Origin of the sequence: Bradyrhizobium sp. MOS003, from assembly GCF_003020125.1 — a bacterium.
Lineage (GTDB): Bacteria > Pseudomonadota > Alphaproteobacteria > Rhizobiales > Xanthobacteraceae > Bradyrhizobium.
On sequence record NZ_PYFW01000005.1, the window covers coordinates 257442 to 277193 of the forward strand.

Consider the following 19752-nt stretch of genomic DNA (forward strand, 5'->3'; position numbering starts at 1 on the left):
AAGGCGGTCGGGACGTCAGCGGCCCTGCTTCTTCCGAGCGATATCAGAACCCCGGACGTTCCCCGCACGGATTCGATTGCCGAAGCCACCGATCTCTACTTCAGGAATAAGTGGCATTTGAGAGCTCCGCGCCAGGGGCCTTCTGCGCATGATGGCGGGCGAGGTCGTGACCGACTTCGATGTGATGACGCCTGAGCAGATTTGTGCCGATCCCATGTACAACGAGGTACTGTTCCCGTTTAGATACCGGTGGTTTGCCGGCATCGGCTTCTGGGCCGACAGCGCGGCGTGGGCATTGACGCTCCAACGGACCGGCCGCGAAGGCACGTTCGAAGCGCGCGACAAGCAACTGCTTGCCCAATTGGCGCCGCGCCTGACCGAGACCGCCACGCTCGCGACGGCGGTTGGACGAGCCGCGCTCACCTCGATGACCGACGTCCTGGACCGGGTTCGACGACGACAAGATCCGCATCAGGGGGCGGCGTCTCGTTCTCCGCGACAAGCATGCGATGACGCGATTCGATCAGCTGGTCAGCATGATCCGATCGACGCCGGATGCCCCCGCCATTCCCCGCCTCGCCGATCCTTGTCCGCGGGACGACAAGCCACCGGTCGTGCTGCGGCTCCTGCCGGTGGACGGCGCGGCGCGCTCCGTCTTCCTCGGAGCGCGCGCCCTGCTGATCCTGTCAAATCTTGCGCCGCGCCCGGCGCCGGATCCGGCGCTGATCAGCCAAGCCCTCGATCTCACTCCGGCGGAATCCCGGCTGGCTGCCCTGCTCGCGACCGGCACATCGATCGCCGGCGCCGCCGAACATCTGCGCATCTCGCGCGAAACCGCCCGCAACCATCTGAAGTCGATCTTCTCGAAGACGGGTATCCACCGCCAGTCGGAGCTGGTCACACTCGTTGCGCAATTGGGGTGACATTCAGTTGTGTCCATCAGCGGCCACCAATTTCGCCGGAGCAAGAAGCAGCTCTCCCCGCCTTGTGGGTGCGCCCCCTTTATTTTCGGCCCCGAGCCGCCACGGACACGTTCATCAGCAAGAAAAACAACGCGCTTGTTGCCTGATATCTCGCCACCACGCGTTTCCTCGCTCGTCGTCGCATGATGGCTTTTCCGTCGCGGGAGCCGATACGCCACGCTTAGCCCCGTGACCGCTTCTCGAGCTCGAAGAACGAGAACTCGTCCAAGCCCATTCATCCGTCTCCCAACCAGTTTGACGCCATTTCGCCATTTGACGACCTGCCGGCACGTTGTCCCGTACGAGCGCAAGAACGCCGCCGCGCAATGGAGAGCCGTGCAAGGCGTCCTTGCGGCCACCTACCTCCGAACCTGAGAGGCGCATGGTGAGCATGAAACCGCCAAGGCCGATCTGAAGCGGCGGGCCATGGCATCAAAGCCAAGCGCTCCAAGTCCGGCGCGATAAGCTTTCGAAGCCCAGACGGCGGAGGGATCCCATGCATCAGTGCAGTGAGCGCATCGGGACCATCGCAGCCGCCCTGGCCCGCGCCCAGGCTGAACTGGTGAATCCTGACAAGACGCTGACGGACGTCATCCGGTCGCCCTTCCCGCGGGAGGACGACCGGACGTTCCGCTACGCCTCCCTCGCGAGCGGCCTGGACATTGTCCGCAAGACGCTGAGCCAGCAGGAAATCGCCACGATCCAGACCACGGGTCGAGCAGCCAACCGGGCAGATTCACCTCATCACCCTGCTCGCCCACGCCTCCGGAGAATGAATCCCTTCCGGTCTGCGCCTCCAAGGAGTCGAAGCACCGCACCGGATGGGGCGGCCCTGACCTATGCCCGTCGCTATGCCCTATTTGCCCTGGTGGGAATCGCTGGAGAGGACGATTTTGACGCACCTGATGTCGTGACGAGGCCTCCTGCTGCCATGCAGCCGCAGACCGCGACACGAACGAAAGGCCGCCTGGAGGCGTCCGAAACCGCCCCCGGTGTTGCCGCCAAAGGTCAGCCTCCCCCTCAAGAAGACTCTCCTGGAGGCGGACGCCCGCGTTCTCAAGGCCGCCTGCCAGAAGAGGCTCGAGGAAGCCGCCCTTCCCGATCTCGATATAGCAGAGCACAGGGACCATGTCAGCGGTCTAAGGGCCTCCACCTGAGGAACGTCCTTTGGAAATCGGCGAGGTCCACGCACCTGCTCACGTTTCTCTCGGAGAACAGGTCGGCCTCGCCTTCCCGAAAGAGCCGTCACAGAGACGAAGCAAGGATCATCTCGCCTTCATCCGCAGCCAAGCCTCCGCTTTTCAAGATTATCGCGACTAACATGCTAGGTCTTTGAGAAAATTCGGTCATCATAAGCACAATGGATCGCAGCTGCTGATCGTTAAACTCAGAGCCCAATTGGAGGCTGCTATGCTTCGGGCTTCGAGTTTTCAGCTGTGAACTGCGAGGGCAGGCGATAGGATGCGCCGCCGGATAGTAGAGCCCCATGAGCGCAGGAGCCCGCCTGCCAAACGCTCGCGGTTTCTCCGGTGCGCCGTGAAGTTTTATCTCCTTTCATCGAAAGCACGTCGAACGTCCCGATTGCAAGACGTGCATTGCAGCGTTTGAACGTGAGGTCCGAGCCGTCTTTTCCTTGCACTCAAGGAGGCTCTTCGGCTCGTAATCAATTTGCCAAGGCAGCCAAGCCGCGAGTGTTAGGAGAGCCAGCTCCCCTAGTGCTGCTGCCGGCTTGCGGTGATCATAGAGCAGCCATGCGAACTTCATTTCGAGCGGGTCGGTCAACGCAGCGCCGCAGCGGCCGCAAGCGCGGTTGGTTGGTTGCCTGGCAGTGCGGACAAAGGACTCCGATCATGCACTTGCCACGAGTTACTTAATTACTTCGTGCAGTCCTCTACCGCGAACGCGCAATGCTCACCGGCTGTGAGCAATCGGCCGGCCGGGCCCGTATAATTGACGCGAGTGACGACCCGGACACTCATCACGCCGCTGATATTGCAGTACCGCCGTTCGCGGTTGCCGAGCCTACTTGACAAGTCCATCTGACCACCCAACTCGCCCACGCCTCTGGGGAGTGGATTTCATCCGACTCGCCGGTCTTTGCCAGCAAGGACGTGGAAGCGCCGCATCGGGCGGGAGCGGCTCTGACTTACGCTCGCCGGTATGCCCTCTTCGCGCTGGTCGACATAGCCGGGGAGGACGATTCGGACGCGCCTGGCGTCGCTATAAGCCCTCCAGCTGCGACCGAACCGCAGACCGAGCTGGAACAAAAGGGAAAGCCCAGGAAGGGTGTCCTCAAGCGTTCTGCTGAATTACCTCTTGAACGATCCGCTGAGCTCTTGAATAGGCTCTTGGGCGGAACTTGCTCTTCGGGAGGACAGCGAAGGGCTGCTTACCTGGGCCAAGATCAGCCTCCCTCTCAAGAACACTCTCTTGGAGGCGGACGCCCGCGTTCTCGAGGCCGCCTACCAAAAGAGGATCGAGGAAACCGCCCTTCCCGACATCTACCTTTGCAGGCAAATGGCCCGTGTCAGCAGTCGAACATCCTCTTCATGAAGGACATCCTTTGGCGACTGCTGCCGACACTCACGCACCTGCGAGCGCTTCTCCAGCAGAGCAGGTCGGCCTCGGCTTTCAAAAAGAGCCGCCTCGTAGACGAAGGAGGGATCACCTGACCTTCATCCGCAGCAAGGGATGTCTGGTCTATCAAAAGACCACTGCTGATGCACTTCACCTGACGTTCGCGCAACTACGGACCTTGGGCGCAAGGTTAGTGACGAGTTCACCGTTCCACTTTGCCGATCACATCACCTCTGGATCGGCACGGCAATGAAAAAGCTTGGTGGATTAACCTACAGATTTCGCCACTGCCAATCGCCAAGCAGCTTTGGGATGCCAGCGCCATCCACCTGAGAAACGGAAGCATCGTAGCACCAACATCACATTTGCTGTTGTAGGTGCGGGTCAATGAATGGTCTTGTCAGTCCTCAACCGTAGTCAGCGAATATCTTGCCCCCTCGGTTCAAGCACGTTGCTTCCTGCCAATCCGCCCCTTGAGTGGCTGCGTGCCACCGACATTGCAGAGCTCTCCTGGAGGCAATGCTGGCGGCTACTGCGTCATCGGCCCCTCAGCAACATACTGCCGGATGCGCCGTCCCCTGACACGAGAGAACGTCAACCCCAAATGGTTGGCCCTATTTCGGACGGCCTTAGGCGTACGGTCCAGCGCTTCAGCAATCTGCCCGGGGCGGGAGCCCTGACTGAGCATCTCCCGCAAGCGCTGCTCTTCTTCGGGCGTCCAGTGTTTGATGAGCGGATACCGATCGCGGGCCATTCGTTTGCGTTCCTGTTCATTTCCTTAAAGCGCAAGAACATCGCAATTTCCCTAACCCGTTCCCTCTCAGGCGCCGGCTTTTGTATCGACAAATCGAAAACGCCGCCGCCGTGGGAGGCAACGGCGCTTCTAGCCAAAGGTCCTAATCAAAAGGTGGCGGGGCGCCCAGGTACTAAGCGCCGGTGACGCATATCTTGGTGGATGGCGAGGCGGACCGCAAGCCGCCTGCCGCATGAAATCTCGAGCGGCGTTCGGCATGGTAGGACGGCTGCGATTGCCAGAAGTATCTCGCCTTGGGCGCGACTACGGAATTTTCGGAGTCGATCGCAGTTTCGGCGTTCCGCAGACGCGTCGCTCTGCTTCGTCGATCCGAACCGGAAGCTCTTCTAATTCAGAGAGCTGAGTATAGAGTTCGTTTAAGCGCTGGACAATAAGGAGAGCGGGCGAGTTCTTCACGAATGCCTCCAACAAAGCATACTGAAACTCAAAAAATAGACTGGCAGGCAACGCACGAGACGAGAAGGTATCGCACTATAGCCGGGCTTCAGTGCACTTTTATGAAGCAGCGCACATTTCCGCTTGAATCCCGCGATGTGGGAGAGTCCGCTCTGAGCGTCGCGCCAAGCTCGGCAACGAGACCACGTATGGTGAAATCGCCGTCCTTGATCCGCTGCGGCAGCTAGACCGCCTACTCGCCCGAAATTGCCTTCGGCTTGTAACCGTCAATCTGGCTTGGCTCGACACTGCCGGTCTCATTAACCCGCCTCATCCAGCCAATCGCCACCCCAAACTGCCTGGCGGCTACGACGCGCTGGCGAAGATCCAAAGAGTACGGCTCGCCCATCCATGCTGGCCTCCATCCAGCCAGCATTGTGAATAAGAAACACGCTGGCTTGGGAATCCCAAAATCGATTCAGACTAACCTCATCCCGCTCTAGCGCTAGCAGAAAATTCAATGCTGCTGCGTGCATTTTCCCGAGCATTACGCCTCGATTATCGAGCCGTTCGCTGGAGCTAGCCCCCGCGGACGCTGCATGTGGGAGAAGGCCTTCTACGAAAGCTAATCTGGGGGCCACACCTTAAGCTACCGGCCAGTCAGCGTGAAGGTTTCCTTAGGCGAACGCCGGCGCCGCCACCGTTTTCGTCGATTAACTCAACGCCCGCGTCTTCCAGGGCCCTTCGAATGGCGCGATCATTGGATGCCGTAAGCGAAGTTGGGCCAGCTGAAACTTCCGCGCGCCGAATAGTATTCGCACCTAACGCCGATGCCTGCGCCAACTGCTCGGCACTCCACCTTAGAAGCGCACGCGCTGCACGGATTTATGCCCCCAACAGTCTGGATGTGGTTGCGAGTCAAGGGTGACAAGACGTCCGCCTAACGGATTATCTGCTGTCTGATCCCTGCGATTCCTTCAACGGACCGAGCCCGTCGTCCCATCCTTTTGATCAATACAGCCTCGGCAAATCGCTAACTTCGAATTTAGCTGTCGGTCGTTCTCAGCTTCAATCTCGTCGTGCACGATCCACCACGCATCGGAATAAGGGCGAAGCGTCGCGAGTGTCATTTCGCGCTCGAGGCTGGAATTTCCTTCTCGTCTTGCGAGAGCCGGGTTCTGACGAGTCTGTCTTTTCACAACAGAGCGATTAGGTTCGTCACCAAATCCATCCCAAGCAACGGAAGTCATTGTGGGGGAAGGCGTCCTCGCACAGCCCCCGAGGATAAGCCCTATGATCGCAGATGTTGTCGCAAGTTGCTTAATCACCGCTTCGCGCCGCAAAAGCGGCACGACCAACCAGGTTCCGCGATTGGAACTGTAAGAGAAGAGCGGTTAGCAAGCTGTTAACGCGCCCCACGCGGCTCGGCCTTTGAAAGCAATTAATGTACCCATCTGACGGTCTCGCGCCTACACAGCGAGTTCAGTGACTTGCTGCACGAGGATTCGCATAGCACGGCGGGTCGTACACACGTGCGATCTGTCTGATGCGGTAGCTAGGAGGCTTACTATTGTAAAATTGGTCGCTGCAGGCGTCGAGCTCTTCAAAAGTGAATGAAGTATCGGCCTCATCAACGCTAACGAGACACACTGCCATTAACGTAGCTGCGGTGATGCGCGACGATCGTGGTAGCTTGTCAGATATGCCTCGTAAGCACGCCGCACGCCCTCGCTGAGCGGCGTCTGTAGCCGCCAACCGAGCCTCGCAAGTCGGCTGACGTCGAGTAGTTTGCGCGGCGTACCGTCCGGGCGTGACGTGTCGAAGGTGATCTCACCGCTATAGCCGATCACGCCTGCTACAACTCTAGCGAATTCGGCAATCGTGATGTCCTCACCGGCGCCGATATTAATCAGTTCTGCACCGGAATAGGTCTTCATCAAGTGTACGCAAGCGTCGGCCATGTCATCGACGTAGAGGAACTCGCGTCGGGGGGCGCCTGTGCCCCAAACGGCGACAGTTCCGACCCCCGCCAATTTTGCGTCATGAAATCGCCGAATCATGGCAGCAACCACGTGGCTATACTCGGGATGATAGTTATCGCCAGGACCGTAGAGATTGGTCGGCATCACGCTGATGAAGTCGCTACCGTACTGATGGCGATAAGCCTCAGCCATTTTGATGCCAGCGATCTTGGCTATGGCATAGGGTTCATTGGTCGGCTCCAGCGGCCCGGTGAGCACCGAATCTTCGCGGAGCGGCTGGGCAGCGAGCCTTGGATAGATGCACGAAGAGCCGAGAAACATGAGCTTCTCGACACCACACAGATGCGCGGCGTGAATGACGTTCGCTGCAATCGCGATGTTGTCGTAGATGAACTCGGCGCGCAACGTGTCATTGGCGACGATGCCTCCGACCTTCGCGGCGGCAAGGAACACGATCTGCGGCCGCGTCTTTGCGAACCAGTCGAACACAACGGCCTGATTGCAGAGATCGACCTCTCGCCGATCGACAGTCACAAGTGCGACATCCTCCCGAGCGAGCCTGCGTACGAGCGCGCTGCCGACCATGCCGCGATGACCAGCTACATAGACGCTCTTTCCCTTTAGCTCAAACGGTGTGCTTACCACTTCCTGCGTCCCGCCTTGCCTCCGCCCAATCGCTCGCTACCATTTCCTCGACGAGCTGAGCAAAGCTGCGCTTCGGCTTCCAACCGAGCTTCTCACGCGCTTTGCTCGCATCGCCCACAAGAAGATCAACCTCGGTCGGGCGGAAATACGTCGGATCGATCTTCACCACCGTCTTGCCGCTCATCTCATCTATACCGGTCTCTTCAACGCCCTTCCCACGCCATGCGATACGGCGGCCGACTTGTGCGAAAGACAGCTCGACCATCTCTCGGACCGAGTGCATCTCGCCAGTGGCTAGCACAAAGTCGTCCGGCTTGTCGGCCTGGAGGATCAGGTGCATACCCTCGACGTAGTCCTTGGCATGGCCCCAGTCACGTTTGGCCTCCAGATTCCCAAGATAGAGCGTATCCTCTAGCCCCATCTCTATGCGGGCGACGCCACGGGTAATCTTGCGAGTTACAAAAGTCTCCCCTCGGATCGGGCTCTCATGGTTGAACAGGATGCCGTTGCTGGCGAACATGGCGTAGGCTTCGCGGTAGTTCACCGTGATCCAGTAGCCGTAGAGCTTAGCAACGCCGTAAGGCGACCGCGGGTAGAACGGCGTCGTCTCCTTCTGCGGAATCTCGCGCACCAAACCGTATAGCTCTGAGGTCGAGGCCTGATAGAACCGCGTCTCCTTTTCCATGCCGAGGATGCGGATGGCTTCAAGGAGCCGGAGCACACCGACCGCGTCTGCATTTGCAGTGTATTCCGGGCTTTCGAAGCTGACAGCGACGTGACTCTGAGCTGCGAGATTGTAGATCTCGGTCGGCCGGATCTCCTGCACGAGACGGATCAGATTGGTTGAATCGGTCATGTCGCCATAGTGCATCAAGAACGGAACGTTGCCGACGTGCGGGTCCTGATATAGATGATCGATGCGTGCCGTGTTGAATGACGACGACCGGCGCTTTATGCCGTGAACGATGTAACCGAGCGATAGTAGATATTCGGCAAGATAGGCGCCATCCTGGCCAGTTACGCCGGTGATTAAGGCTGTTGACTTACTCATAAGCGGTCCGAGATGATGGGAAATACTGAATCATCACGCTTGAATGCGCGAGATCACAAAATCTAGCTATCCGAAGGATCGCGGCCGCAACGGTTACTCTATAGCCGCGGCTAGTCAACTCGCGATACTGTGGTGCGCTTGGGGAGCCGCCAGACCCGAGCGCAATCGCGCACGTCGGTTTGTATGACTCGAGGATGGCCGAACTACGCAGTAGAAGCGCTACCCGGCCGATCTGGCGTCATGTTGGACTTCGCAGTTCTACAGTTGAGCTGCAGAATGAACGACCGCTGCTTCCGAAAGCTGCTTGTGTCAATAGGCGCGACGCAGAACGGCACCAACTGGCACGCATACGCGGTCCATATACCAGCCATAAGGCGTCTCGACCCGCACCAAGGGACAACGGCGCACAGGTACATAGCGGTATGGGTACGGCTGCGCCCAGAAAGTAATAGGCGTCACTTGGCTCTGGCTCGTGAGCAGCGCCGCTGGTGCGGCTACAGGCATGGCGTCAGCGCTGCTCGCTGCGCACAGCATGATCGCCACGGCGAAAAGGCCGGATCGCAATACCCTCATGAACATCCCAAAAGCTCCTCGCGCCTGCGGATATCCCAGTCGCACTCGCCATACCCCAGTCACCGCAAGCACCTTGGGTAAGCGCGGCTGGTCCAAATAGCTAATGGAATTTACCAACGTCGTCGGTATGAAAGCAACCGCTGCTACGTGGCCAAGAGCCTTTTGGGTCAATATGGCGCGCAAGTGTGGCTTCTCGATCCTACTCCCCTCATCCGGGCCTCCAGCGAGGGGGTGAACGGTGGTAAAGCTCGGAAAACCGCTATAAACTGTCTGAGCCAGCCGTACACCCTTTCACCAAGCTTGGGAGAATATCCCGTATCGCCGCCAGCGGCTTCGTGTTGGTCCGCCATACGGGGGGCCGAGCGAGCGCTAATGTTGTTCGATCTGAGGGTTCAGCTGAGCCAGGTCGGCCGAGCGGGAACGGCTTGCTCTTTTTGGTCGAATTGAAAAGACTGCCACGCTCGGATTAACCCCCTGAAACATCGACCATGACTGACGCTGAGATCACTGCTGTCGGAATAGCCTTGGCTCGCAACAACCATGCTCTAGTTTTGTGAGTCTATAAAGTTCAACTTTGCGGAGCCATGGATACCAGGATCAGGCGGCTTGTCACTTTCAGCAATCCTCGCATCCACCTCCCAGGCCCTGGAAGCCTAGAAGCTCTCTCAGTCTGGCACTTTGGTAATCTTGGGATCCTGACTTGGCGCCGTCATTGCAACGAAAATGACCTCTCTCGCCTGCTCTGCGGTGTCGGACTCGGTTGGTTGTCCGACCAACGTTCCGGTCGCCGGGTCCTGAGCGTTCCCGCTTGGTCACACCCACCGCGCAACATCATTCATGTGGTTCTGCGATAAGGTGGCATGGCATTCTCGATGAGCGAACTACAATGAAGACGGTTTACCGCCGTATCTTAACCCGAAGATTTTGTTAACTATTGGTCGCAGGTTTGGCCCGATGACAATCCTCTCCTGACGGTACGGATGCGGCAGAGCGCGAGCAATTTTCCAACTTCCAACGGTAAACGCTCTTGCGTTCTTCAGGAATTGCCATCTGCCAAGCTAGTCCAGGCGCAGGTTGAGGCGGTCGAAGAATTTGCCCCATAGCTGTTTACGCCTTCTAACAATTGCATTGTCTCACCCGAGAGCAAATAGGCGCATGATGCCGCCACGGCGGCCTCGATTGTTGGCAAGCAAGGGCCTACTGCGAGCAGACGTGATCCATCTTTGACGCACTACCATTCCGCGCATCTCGACAACGCAGTAGTGCAATCCAACAACGCACAGCTGATCAGGACTCTGCTCTCCGCGGATTCTGAAAAATTGCACTCACCGTGCCCAACATCGATAAAATTGCAAATACAGGCTTAGGCAGACGCCGACGTTTCTACGGTAGATCGTTTGAAACATCGAACAACGGGCGGCGGATATGGAACTAGGAATCAACCTCACCGGCGCAGACTACGGTCTTTTTCCAACCGAGAGTGAAATCGATTACTTTGCTAGCAAAGGAATGAGCACGGTTCGGCTACAAGTCTCCTGGGAGAACTTGCAGCCCGCGAAGAATGGCCCGTTGGACCCGACGTTTATCGAAAAGCTTGAGTCCATCGCCTCCTACGCGACTGCCAAGGGCGGACAGGTTATCATTGACGTTCATAATTATGGTTACGGCTACGGTAATCTAGTTGGGACAGAACAAACGCCCATCTCCTCCTTTGCCGATTTGTGGGGCAAGTTGGCTGGCGTGTTCGCGGACAATCCCAATATTGTCTTTGGGCTAATGAACGAACCGCAGCTCCAGTCGGCCGACACCTGGCTCTCTGCTGTGAATGCTGCGATCGCGTCGATACGGGCCAACGGTGCGATCTCTCAAGAGATCCTGGTGCCAGGACTCTATTGGGATGGAGCATTCTCTTGGACTTCGTCCACGAACGCCTCAGTCCTGGGAGCACCAGGCGCAATTGTTGATAGCTCCAACAACTACGGCTTCGAAGTTCATCAGTATCTCGATGATACGTCAGGGCAAAACAGTTGGGTAGTCTCAGAAACCATCGGCGTCGAACGTCTCGAGGCTATCACAGCTTGGGCCCGAGACTCCGGCGCAAAGTTGTTCTTGGGTGAGTTCGGCGCCGCGAACAATCCGACCGCGCTGACGGCGCTCGACAACATGCTCGCATACATGAGTGCGAATGATGACGTCTGGCAGGGCGGCACTTATTGGGCTGCAGGTCCGAGCTGGAACGATTACATGTTTTCTGTGGAACCTGGCCTCGGCATTTTAGATCAGGCGCAGATGGCGATTTTAGAGAAATACACCGGCGCGCACTTTGTGCGAACAATACTGAGTAACGGCGAAACGCGGGTAGATACTCTGGTCGATGACATCACTTCGCCTACCATCACTGACATTTACAATGCATCCGGACAATTGACTTCGAGGACGATATTCGACGCAGAGGGCATTGCTCGCAAGACTATCGTTGCACACTCCGACGGCACATACGAATTGACAACTTTCCAGAATTCCGCATCAACTTCGACCTTGGTTCAACTTTTTGACAGTGCAAAACACCTGCTACAAGAGACATCAATCAGTAACGACGGAAGCAAGGTTGTACAGTTTTTTGACGAGCTTAAGAACGCGACGAGCATCGCAACCTACAATTCGGACGGCTCGTTAAGCACGCGTCTGACAAACGAGCCGGGCGGCGTACACGTATCCGACGAATTCAAGGATGGCATCGTAACAAGTAAGACCATATACGACCCTCAATGGTCATTCATTTCTCGCACGACGTTTGAAGAGAGCGGAAAAGTCTTAACGGTCCAACACCAAGACGCTCATGGTAACAATGTCATCGACGAGTATGACGCAACCGGGATGTACATCGCCGTCAAAAGCATCTATTCTACGACCTGGGCTGACGTCTCTCATACGTACTTCGACGCCTCGGGCCATATTACGAAGGTTCAGAAGACACTAGAAAGCGGCGACCACGAGATCAGTTTGTACAGGTCAGGAAGCGACGTTCCCACTCGCGTAGAGATCTTCAACTCCGATTGGCAGCTCAGCTCATGCACCAGCAGCAATTTGGACAACACATACACGACAACGAAATTTGCACATCCCGGCTCTGCTCTCGTCATCAGCACCGAAGTGTACGACAGCTCTTGGAGCCTAATCTCTCGTACAACCTACTCATCCCGTGGAGAACTATCCTCCGTCGAATCAGTTCTTGAAACAGGTCAACATCAGATTAGTCACTACGATGACCTATCCCACATCTCTTACGTTGATCTCTTCGCGAGCAATGGTCAACTCCTCCAGCGCACGCACTACAATTCAGCAGGAGTAATGACGGACATAGATCACCTTTTGAGCAATGGCGATCACATCGTCTATACTTTCGACGGTCAACAGGCGGGTCTTCTTGTTTCCTCGGCGACTTACAACTCGAGCTGGGCGCTTGCGAGCCGAACGACGTTTGATGCTGCCGGCCACGTCGTTTCGATCCTCGAGGAGCAGCAGGCCGGGTCGCACGTGCTCGGAACCTATTCCACTGCACAGCAAACGCCATCGACGATCGATGTTTTCGATCAGTCTTGGAGACTTACTGAGAGGTTCCAGCTCGACTCGAGCGGAGCCGTCACCGCAATAGATCACATCAATCCTGATAATAGTCATACGGTCGAGACATTCCAACCTGGATCGGACAAGGTCCTAAAGTCAGAGTTGTACGATTCGAACTGGCGGCTTGTGGATCGCACTGAATTCGACGGTAGAGGCTTTTTGTTTCAGACGTTGAAAGAGAACCTAGACGGCACGCACTCTGTCGCGAACTTTTCGCTGGGGCTCTCGTCTCCAACAACGATCGATACGTTCGATGCCAATTGGCAGATCAATGAACGTCAGCAAATTGATTCATTCGGAAGGGTTACTGCGATTGATCACGTCAACATTGATGGCTCTCATGTCGTTGACCAAATCAGCAGCGATCTGAGGACTTGGACAACCAAAGTATTCGACTCGTCTTGGAAAGATCTCTCGACGATCTCGCACAACGGACTAGAAGGCGCGCAAACAGCTGGCCTGTTAACCTTTTGGAACCACTCCACCGGGGTTGATACGACTTCGCATACGACTCTCCCGGATCATCTGCTCTCCGACTTTGCGACCATTTGGTTGCAGAGCCAGGCCTCATCTCAGCTATTGCATGCATAGTACTTTAGTGCATCGAGAGAACTACCCCCGCCTCGGCTTCAAAAATTGAGACTCGACTTCTATCTTGGAACCTGGAGAGTCGATCGTCAGCATTCGCATGAACGCCTGTTGGGGGCCATCTTGATGGCTAGAACTTGAGCCGGGCCGAGCGACTGCGATAGCGAGGGTGAGATGCCTTATCACGTTGTGCTAAATCGACCTACAGACCTAGCGGGCTTCACCAAAGAAGCCCAACTTGGTCTCTCACCTCGCCATTCCATGGCCGAACTTGCCAAGCAACTTGATGCCAGGGTTCACGACGGAGCCGGACTCACCCCCACCCTATGGGACAAATTGCTGGGCACACTCTCGCGAACTTCGCCACTTTGGTGGACAATCGCAAGATCACTCCGCAAGAACGTAGTTTCGGGCGACGTTATCTTCTGCACTGGCGAAGACGTAGCGGCACCCGTAGCCGCGCTCTGCGGGAATCTGCCTCGAGTTAGCCTGGCGGTTATGGCACATTCAGTGGATAGCCGAAAAAAGCGTGTCGCCTTCCAAGTGTTTCGCATGAAGACTAGGGTGGATCTTTTCTTTACAGTCGCGGAGCCGCAGGCTGCCTTCCTTCGCGAGTTCCTGAAGTTGTCTAGCCGACGCGTGAAGTTCGTATGGGACCAAACTGATACGCGCTTTTTCACGCCAGGAGCCGCTTCGCCCAAGACGCGGCCGTGCATAGTGAGCGTAGGTCTTGAGCGGCGCGACTATACTACCTTGGCAAAAGCGACGTCAGACCTTGATATCGATGTTTGCATAAGCGGCTTTTCTTCTGACACGAGGTCTGCCTCGCGCGCGTTCCCGGAACAATTACCTGCGAATATGACGCGGCGCTTCTATAGCTGGCCCGACTTGCTGCAACTTTACAGAAATGCCGATGCCGTTGTAGTAACCCTTTTCCCGAATTCATATGCTGCCGGCGTCCAAGGACTCATGGAAGGTATGGCGTGCGGCAGGCCGATTGTTGCTACCAGAACCAAAGGGCTTGAAAAATATCTAAATGCTCCTGGGCAAATCCTGACGGTGGAACCCGGCAGTGCAAGCGATATGCGGCGTGCTATAGTTAGAATACTTGAGGACCGTGAGGAGCGCGGGAGACTAGCCGAGCACGCGGTAATGCTAGCTGCAGAGAGGCATCAGCTTGATCGCTATGTTCACGAAATAGCTGCTTCTTTACGTGAGCTCGCGGCCGGATTAGACGATCCCAACTAAGCGAACCGCAGCCGCTCCCGTCCGCCCCAGCGTTGGCACCAATGATACATCCATAAACTCTTTCTTTCCCGCCTATTTATCATTTCCATTGAGCGACACAGTCGCACTCAGGTAGGGCTCCAAATATTTCATCTGCGGCCTGTCTTTCCGCGGTGGCGCCCATGTTGTCGCTCGTCCGTTGCCGCCCAGCGCAACGTTCCGATCCGGGCTATTTTTATCCCATTGGGATGCATACGGATCTAGGAGAAAAATATAATTGTCCTGCCACCAGCCTCCGCCGGCCCACCACGTCCAGCCAAAGAATACGTCCGCATTCTTCTCGACATAGTTTAGAAGCTCTGTAACGGCTTTCTGGCTCTCCTTGGTTGCACACGCAGCAAACTCTCCCACCATTGCGCGTCGCCCCGTTAGCCTAGCCCATTTAACAAATTCATCGAAGACACTCGGCGAGGTTGACTGAACGTAACAATCTTTGCCAGCGCTATATTTGTCAAAGTAGTGGTGGATAGAGAATGCAAAATTGTTGAGCGGATCATGAATGCTTGCCGCCCATGCCCGGTTCTCACGCTTGGAGAACCAACCTGGATGGCTCCAGTCGTTTCCTGAGACTACAATAAGGTTCTTTGCACCGACCCTTCTGATTGCAGCGATAGCTGCATTCTGCGCATCTATCAGAGTACGAGTATCTTGATCGTGCGGCTCGTTCTGAAGTTCAAATATCACATCCTGATAGTCTCTCCAGCGCACCGCTATCTTCTGCCAAAGATCCGCGAAGTGATCGATTGACACCTTTTCCGTTTCGCCCACCACGTATTCGACACCTTCGATCGAGCGCCTGCCGAAGCTATGTATCTCGATCTGGACCTTCCCACCCAGATTGAGGATCTCTCTGATCTGAGCGTCAATTTCTGACACCTGCTTGAGGTCGAGCGCACCAAACAATTCGGGCTGCAACTGCTCCCATCCGACAAGCAGTCTTACGAAGTTCATTCTTTTTTCGACGAGGAAATAGTTGATTGCAGCGTTCGCCGGAAACAATTCGCCATTCGCATAGATCTGCCCGGACAAGTTGATTCCGCGCAGCATCGGATTTTTGGTTGGTTGCGGACGAACATCTGAACCTGTGCACGCTGTATTGGCCAGCGTCACCATCAAGAATGCGGCAAATTGCACGGCTCGCTCGCGAAGGATCAACGACAGCACGACGACACCTCAAAACACCACACTCTCTGGCATAAGCAATTCTCTTCGGTCCGTCGACGTCCTCCGCCGTTCAGGATACCCACGTGGCTCATACCTAAAACCTATCGCGATCCGGGAGCACAAAAGACGCGGCCCACCATTAACGATCCAAATACTTGCGGCCGGCAGCCCCTTGCCTAGACCTCGTATTTCCCTAACGTCTAGTGTATTGAGAATAGCATTTTGGACCCTTATCCCATCTCTCCGTGAACCTTAACCAAGCCGCCAGTTCACGGAATTCTTACTGGAAGCCACGACCTTATGTTGATCGATAGCCGCCTCCTTCGCAAATCGTTACCCTCAGACTCGTTAAGTATCGCCGCCAACGATTGGCCCGCCCGAAGCGGACAAACGATTCCATCGCTCGATGGCCTCCGAGCCGGCAGCGTCATGCTCGTTCTCCTGGGCCACTTGATCCTGCCATCGTCGATGATTGGAATAAGCGCGCTTGGGCTAGATGTATTTTTTCTTGTAAGCGGCTTTCTGATCACACGGTTGTTTTTTGCAGAGGCGCGTGAATCTGGTCACCTGAACCTTAGAGCATTTTACCTCAGACGGATTGTGCGTCTTTACCCCGTTCTGTTCGTTTATCTTGCCATCGTTTTGACAGTTCAGACGGCTCGTGGAGGAGATATCAACACGTTCGAGGTCTCTTCCGTATTGTTCTATTTTTGGAACTATCTGACCGCGCATCAGGAAATTGTTGGAGACTCGTCCATTCTCCCGATTGGCGTCTTATGGTCACTCTCAGTGGAGGAGCACTTCTATCTGTTCGCTCCCCTTGCCTTCATTTGTTTGAGAGGTAGCCCGCTGGCCATGCTGCGGGCGACTCTTGCTGTGTGCGCCGCCACTTTGCTTCTTCGATATCTGTACTGCTTTATCTGGCCAGGCATCGAAAAGACGCTTTGGATCTATCGACATTCAGAGACAAGAGCCGATTCTATCGCTTATGGCGCTATGCTGGCCTGTCTCGTTCAAATCAATCCTTATCACCATATCGTCAAGTTTTTAGCAGGCCGCACAGCCTTTGTAATAGGAACGATGGTGTTGCTGTCTTCCTACGCTATTCGCGACCCTTATTTCCAAAACACACTGCGATTCACTATCCAGGGCCTTGCTCTCATTCCAATGCTTTGTGGCGTAGTGTTCGGACAGCCATTTCCATTCCTTAATTCTTTGCTTAATCAATTCATTGTGCGTTGGATCGGCCAGATCAGCTACTCAGTCTATGTTTGGCATGGGGGCATCATATTCCTCTTCAGTTGGTGGCTATTTCAACTCCCAAACTTTCTAAACTTGTTCCTGCAATTAGCTCTCACTTTTGTACTCGCCGCCTGCTCATACTACGTGGTCGAGCGGCCTGCTCTAAAACTTCGCAAGCTGGTAAGGACCTCCCCTTCTAGCGGCAAGACTGCCACAGCAGCGCCCGAACTTTGCGATCTCACATCTCCAAAGAGCATTGCCGGATGACCTCTCCTCCCTTAGACCAACTGCCCATCGGCACGGTAGCAAGAGAAGCCAAGTGGCCGACCACTCTGCCCGTGTATGTCGGGATTCAGTACGCTCGAGCCATTGCAGCTTCGCTCGTGCTAGTAGGTCACGCAATGGATATCCTCCCGGGATCAAAGATTCCGACAGAGTATAATTTTGGGGGAATTGGAGTAGACATCTTCTTCGTCATTAGCGGCTTCATTATGTGGGTCACAACGGAAGCCAGGCAAATGACACCGATCGATTTTTGGCTGCGCCGCGTAAGGCGCATCGTCCCGTTATATTGGCTTTTCACTAGCGTCATAGTCATCATCGGCATTTTCGCCCCGGGCATCCTGGGCGCAACGAAAGTCACGACGACGAGCGCGTTACAATCGTATCTCTTTATCCCTCACTACTTCAGCAACTCAACGTACGCCGACCTGATCGCGCCCTTGCTTGGACCTGGCTGGACTCTCAATTATGAGATGTTCTTCTACTTGGTATTCGGGATATGCCTGCTTCCAAGTTTGTTTCCCAATCGTCTACTGATCACGGCTGTAGCTTTCACAACACTCGTTGTATTGGGAGCCTGCATAAACTCCAGAGCCCCGATTTGGCTCGTCTACACTAATCAACTACTCATTGAGTTCTTATTCGGTCTCTATCTCGGGCGTTCGCGAGGCACTCTGGAACAGCTTCCATTCTCCATCGGATTCATTCTCGCTTGCGGTAGCCTCTGTCTTGCCGCTGTACTGTTCATCAAGTTCGACCTTCCACGCCTACTTACGTTCGGAATCCCCGCTGTCGGTATCGTGGCTGGAATGATTTGTCTTGAAAGAGTATGGCAGAGTAAACCTTCCTCAATCATCCTTTTCTTTGGTGACGCCTCATACTCCTTATACTTGAGCCATCTCTTCGCCGTTTCTGCAGTACTCTCCTTGGCGCGGAAGTTTCCCATTTCATGGTACTTATCGGCTCCGCTGGCGATTGCTCTCGCATATGCGCTCGGGGCTCTGATTTACACAATGTGTGAACGTCCCTTCATTAGGCTGCTCGCGACGCGAGCACGGCGGCCAAAACACCATCAATCATCAGCAGTAGAATCTATTAGTCCTTGAATTGAGGAGCAAACAAGCGGGCTTCGCTCCATGGCTCGTCCAGAGCTGCGCATCTTGCAAGCGTCAGCTTGACCACGCTCGCCCACCTTGCGGAGTCCATCAATGGTGCTGTGCAGCAAACTCACGCGTCCATTCGGCCCGACGCTTCAGCCAAATCTGCTGAGTGTTCAGTCGCGCAAACTCTATTCCGCGCAGAGCCAAGACGGTCAAGCGTTCCCGATCCTTATCGAGCTCAATTATCCGTTCCGCCAATGCAGCTGGCGACGGCCATTTCGCTAGAGTGACCGCGTGACTCAGTTTGGCAAGATCCTGGAAATATGAGGTGTCGAAAGCGATTAACGGCAAACCCCGCGCCATAGAATCGAACGCGGCTCGAGGAGTGTCCTCGATCACTGGGGCGGCGAGCGTAACATGCTGCTCCTGCAGGAGCTCAAACAATTGCGGCCCATAAGGAACTTGAGAGACAAATCTCACTCGCTCTTGAAGATTGCAATCACAGACGCGCGAAGCGAGAACTTCCCGCAAGGGGCCATCTCCGATTACAGTAAGAACGGCGCTACTTCCCTGGTCACGCGCCAGCTTGATGGCGTCTATCATTCGATCCACGCCTTTGCTGGGGACGAGCCGCCCGAAAAAACAAAGCCTTAGAACCGCTTCTCGTTGTAGCCAGGAAGCTCTAGCCTCCATCTGCACATCAGAAAGTATGTCGTTGTCGGTGTGGACGGTATCAAAGAAGTTCTTTACGTGAGAAAGCCCTTTTCCGAATTTGTCGACCATCGACTGGCTCTTGAGCATGACCAGCTGGCTGCTCAGAATCGCCAACCTTAACTGGCTTTCCTTGAAGACGTTCGTGACTAGGCGAGTCAGCAAGTATTTCCAGACGCCAATTTCCCCCGTCTGCAACCGTTGACTAGCGTGCCGCCGAAAATCGATATCCACGATAAATATCACTGGGCGTCGACGGAGTCGTCCAACGATGTTTACAAATACGAGCATTGGCCGTCGAACATCCGTCGAAAGCCCAGAGTGCACAATCGCAGTCCGCTCCATCACGCTATCCAAACTTCGGATAAGCGGCAGGGCGTACCAGAACCAAAATCTATGAAAGGACGCCGCGGCGGGATACGCGGGCACAAATGCAATCGCGTCTCTCTCAGTCTCAAACGTAACAAAGTGAGGTTTTTGACGCTCGTACTCTCCTTCATCAAGATGAGGCGCAAGAAGCACCAGCCGAAAGTTGTCACCAATGGATTTTCGCAGCTGTTTGAGGTGCTCTCCAAAGGCACTCTCAGTAGCAAAGCGGCCAGGCGACAGTGCGTATGCCGGTGTCTGAACTGCGATGATATAATCCATGTAGACTCTCTTTAGGCGGCTCCACCAGCATTAGGTTGGCGGCCTCGCCGGTTGCTGCCCCATCAAATCACCCCCATATGGGTCTTAGGCGGTCGACGCTCCCATCAGCATTGGCCTGTACCGA

General features: G+C 55.5%; 13 protein-coding genes. 7 read left to right on the top strand and 6 right to left on the bottom strand.

Translation table 11 applies throughout. The features are described from left to right. Positions 1 to 100 precede the first annotated feature (100 nt). Complete coding sequence (locus C7G42_RS34855; protein WP_147250277.1) at positions 101 to 472, bottom strand: hypothetical protein; 372 nt, start codon at positions 470 to 472, stop codon at positions 101 to 103. A gap of 37 nt (positions 473 to 509) precedes the next feature. On the opposite strand from C7G42_RS34855, the gene C7G42_RS23285 reads away from it, so the two are divergent. From C7G42_RS23285 to C7G42_RS23305, 3 genes are all read left to right on the top strand, one after another. Then, positions 510 to 923, top strand: a complete 414-nt coding sequence (locus C7G42_RS23285) for a helix-turn-helix transcriptional regulator (RefSeq protein ID WP_106951276.1) — start codon at positions 510 to 512, stop codon at positions 921 to 923. 811 nt (positions 924 to 1734) lie between these two features. Continuing rightward, positions 1735 to 2298, top strand: a complete 564-nt coding sequence (locus tag C7G42_RS35905; protein WP_245427918.1) for an ERF family protein — start codon at positions 1735 to 1737, stop codon at positions 2296 to 2298. 703 nt (positions 2299 to 3001) lie between these two features. Beyond that, on the top strand, positions 3002 to 3634 hold the full coding sequence (locus C7G42_RS23305) for an ERF family protein (protein ID WP_106951278.1): 633 nt from the start codon (positions 3002 to 3004) through the stop codon (positions 3632 to 3634). A gap of 434 nt (positions 3635 to 4068) precedes the next feature. Here the strand turns inward: C7G42_RS23305 and C7G42_RS23310 are convergent, their stop codons facing one another. From C7G42_RS23310 to gmd, 3 genes are all read right to left on the bottom strand, one after another. Then, the gene (locus C7G42_RS23310) at positions 4069 to 4293 is read right to left on the bottom strand and encodes an SANT/Myb-like DNA-binding domain-containing protein (protein ID WP_106951279.1); all 225 of its coding nucleotides are present in this window, start codon (positions 4291 to 4293) and stop codon (positions 4069 to 4071) included. 2090 nt (positions 4294 to 6383) lie between these two features. Next, entirely contained in the window at positions 6384 to 7355 is a 972-nt protein-coding gene (gene fcl, locus C7G42_RS23320; protein ID WP_106951280.1) for a GDP-L-fucose synthase, read from the bottom strand. Beyond that, positions 7336 to 8406, bottom strand: a complete 1071-nt coding sequence (gene gmd, locus C7G42_RS23325; RefSeq protein ID WP_106951281.1) for a GDP-mannose 4,6-dehydratase — start codon at positions 8404 to 8406, stop codon at positions 7336 to 7338. Before gmd ends, fcl begins: the two co-directional genes overlap by 20 nt. A gap of 1998 nt (positions 8407 to 10404) precedes the next feature. Here gmd and C7G42_RS23335 point away from each other — a divergent pair. After that, complete coding sequence (locus tag C7G42_RS23335; RefSeq protein ID WP_106951282.1) at positions 10405 to 13197, top strand: glycoside hydrolase family 5 protein; 2793 nt, start codon at positions 10405 to 10407, stop codon at positions 13195 to 13197. Between the two features lie 561 nt (positions 13198 to 13758). Next, on the top strand, positions 13759 to 14442 hold the full coding sequence (locus tag C7G42_RS35080; protein WP_158537632.1) for a glycosyltransferase family 4 protein: 684 nt from the start codon (positions 13759 to 13761) through the stop codon (positions 14440 to 14442). 72 nt (positions 14443 to 14514) lie between these two features. On the opposite strand, the gene C7G42_RS23345 is transcribed toward C7G42_RS35080, so the two are convergent. After that, positions 14515 to 15645: a glycoside hydrolase family 5 protein gene (locus C7G42_RS23345; protein WP_106951284.1), complete on the bottom strand. Its 1131-nt coding sequence runs from the start codon at positions 15643 to 15645 to the stop codon at positions 14515 to 14517. Between the two features lie 300 nt (positions 15646 to 15945). Between C7G42_RS23345 and C7G42_RS23350 the strand changes: the two genes are divergently transcribed. Together C7G42_RS23350 and C7G42_RS23355 are read left to right on the top strand one after the other, a co-directional pair. After that, positions 15946 to 17154 (top strand): acyltransferase family protein, encoded by a 1209-nt coding sequence (locus C7G42_RS23350; protein ID WP_106951285.1) that lies wholly within the window; start codon positions 15946 to 15948, stop codon positions 17152 to 17154. After that, positions 17151 to 18275 carry an acyltransferase family protein gene (locus C7G42_RS23355; RefSeq protein ID WP_106951286.1) on the top strand — a complete coding sequence of 375 codons (1125 nt, stop codon included), beginning with the start codon at positions 17151 to 17153 and terminating at the stop codon, positions 18273 to 18275. Before C7G42_RS23350 ends, C7G42_RS23355 begins: the two co-directional genes overlap by 4 nt. Before the next feature lie 99 nt (positions 18276 to 18374). Here the strand turns inward: C7G42_RS23355 and C7G42_RS23360 are convergent, their stop codons facing one another. Further along, the gene (locus C7G42_RS23360; protein ID WP_106951287.1) at positions 18375 to 19628 is read right to left on the bottom strand and encodes a glycosyltransferase family 4 protein; all 1254 of its coding nucleotides are present in this window, start codon (positions 19626 to 19628) and stop codon (positions 18375 to 18377) included. Between the last annotated feature and the right edge of the window lie 124 nt (positions 19629 to 19752).

Excerpts from the sequence above, each read along its gene's own strand:
- C7G42_RS35905 (WP_245427918.1), top strand. The coding sequence starts at position 1,735 with ATGAATCCCTTCCGGTCTGCGCCTCCAAGGAGTCGAAGCACCGCACCG.
- C7G42_RS23350 (WP_106951285.1), top strand. The coding sequence starts at position 15,946 with ATGTTGATCGATAGCCGCCTCCTTCGCAAATCGTTACCCTCAGACTCG.
- C7G42_RS34855 (WP_147250277.1), bottom strand. The coding sequence starts at position 472 with ATGCGGATCTTGTCGTCGTCGAACCCGGTCCAGGACGTCGGTCATCGA.
- C7G42_RS23355 (WP_106951286.1), top strand. The coding sequence starts at position 17,151 with ATGACCTCTCCTCCCTTAGACCAACTGCCCATCGGCACGGTAGCAAGA.
- C7G42_RS23335 (WP_106951282.1), top strand. The coding sequence starts at position 10,405 with ATGGAACTAGGAATCAACCTCACCGGCGCAGACTACGGTCTTTTTCCA.
- C7G42_RS23360 (WP_106951287.1), bottom strand. The coding sequence starts at position 19,628 with ATGGATTATATCATCGCAGTTCAGACACCGGCATACGCACTGTCGCCT.
- C7G42_RS23310 (WP_106951279.1), bottom strand. The coding sequence starts at position 4,293 with ATGGCCCGCGATCGGTATCCGCTCATCAAACACTGGACGCCCGAAGAA.
- gmd (WP_106951281.1), bottom strand. The coding sequence starts at position 8,406 with ATGAGTAAGTCAACAGCCTTAATCACCGGCGTAACTGGCCAGGATGGC.
- C7G42_RS23285 (WP_106951276.1), top strand. The coding sequence starts at position 510 with ATGACGCGATTCGATCAGCTGGTCAGCATGATCCGATCGACGCCGGAT.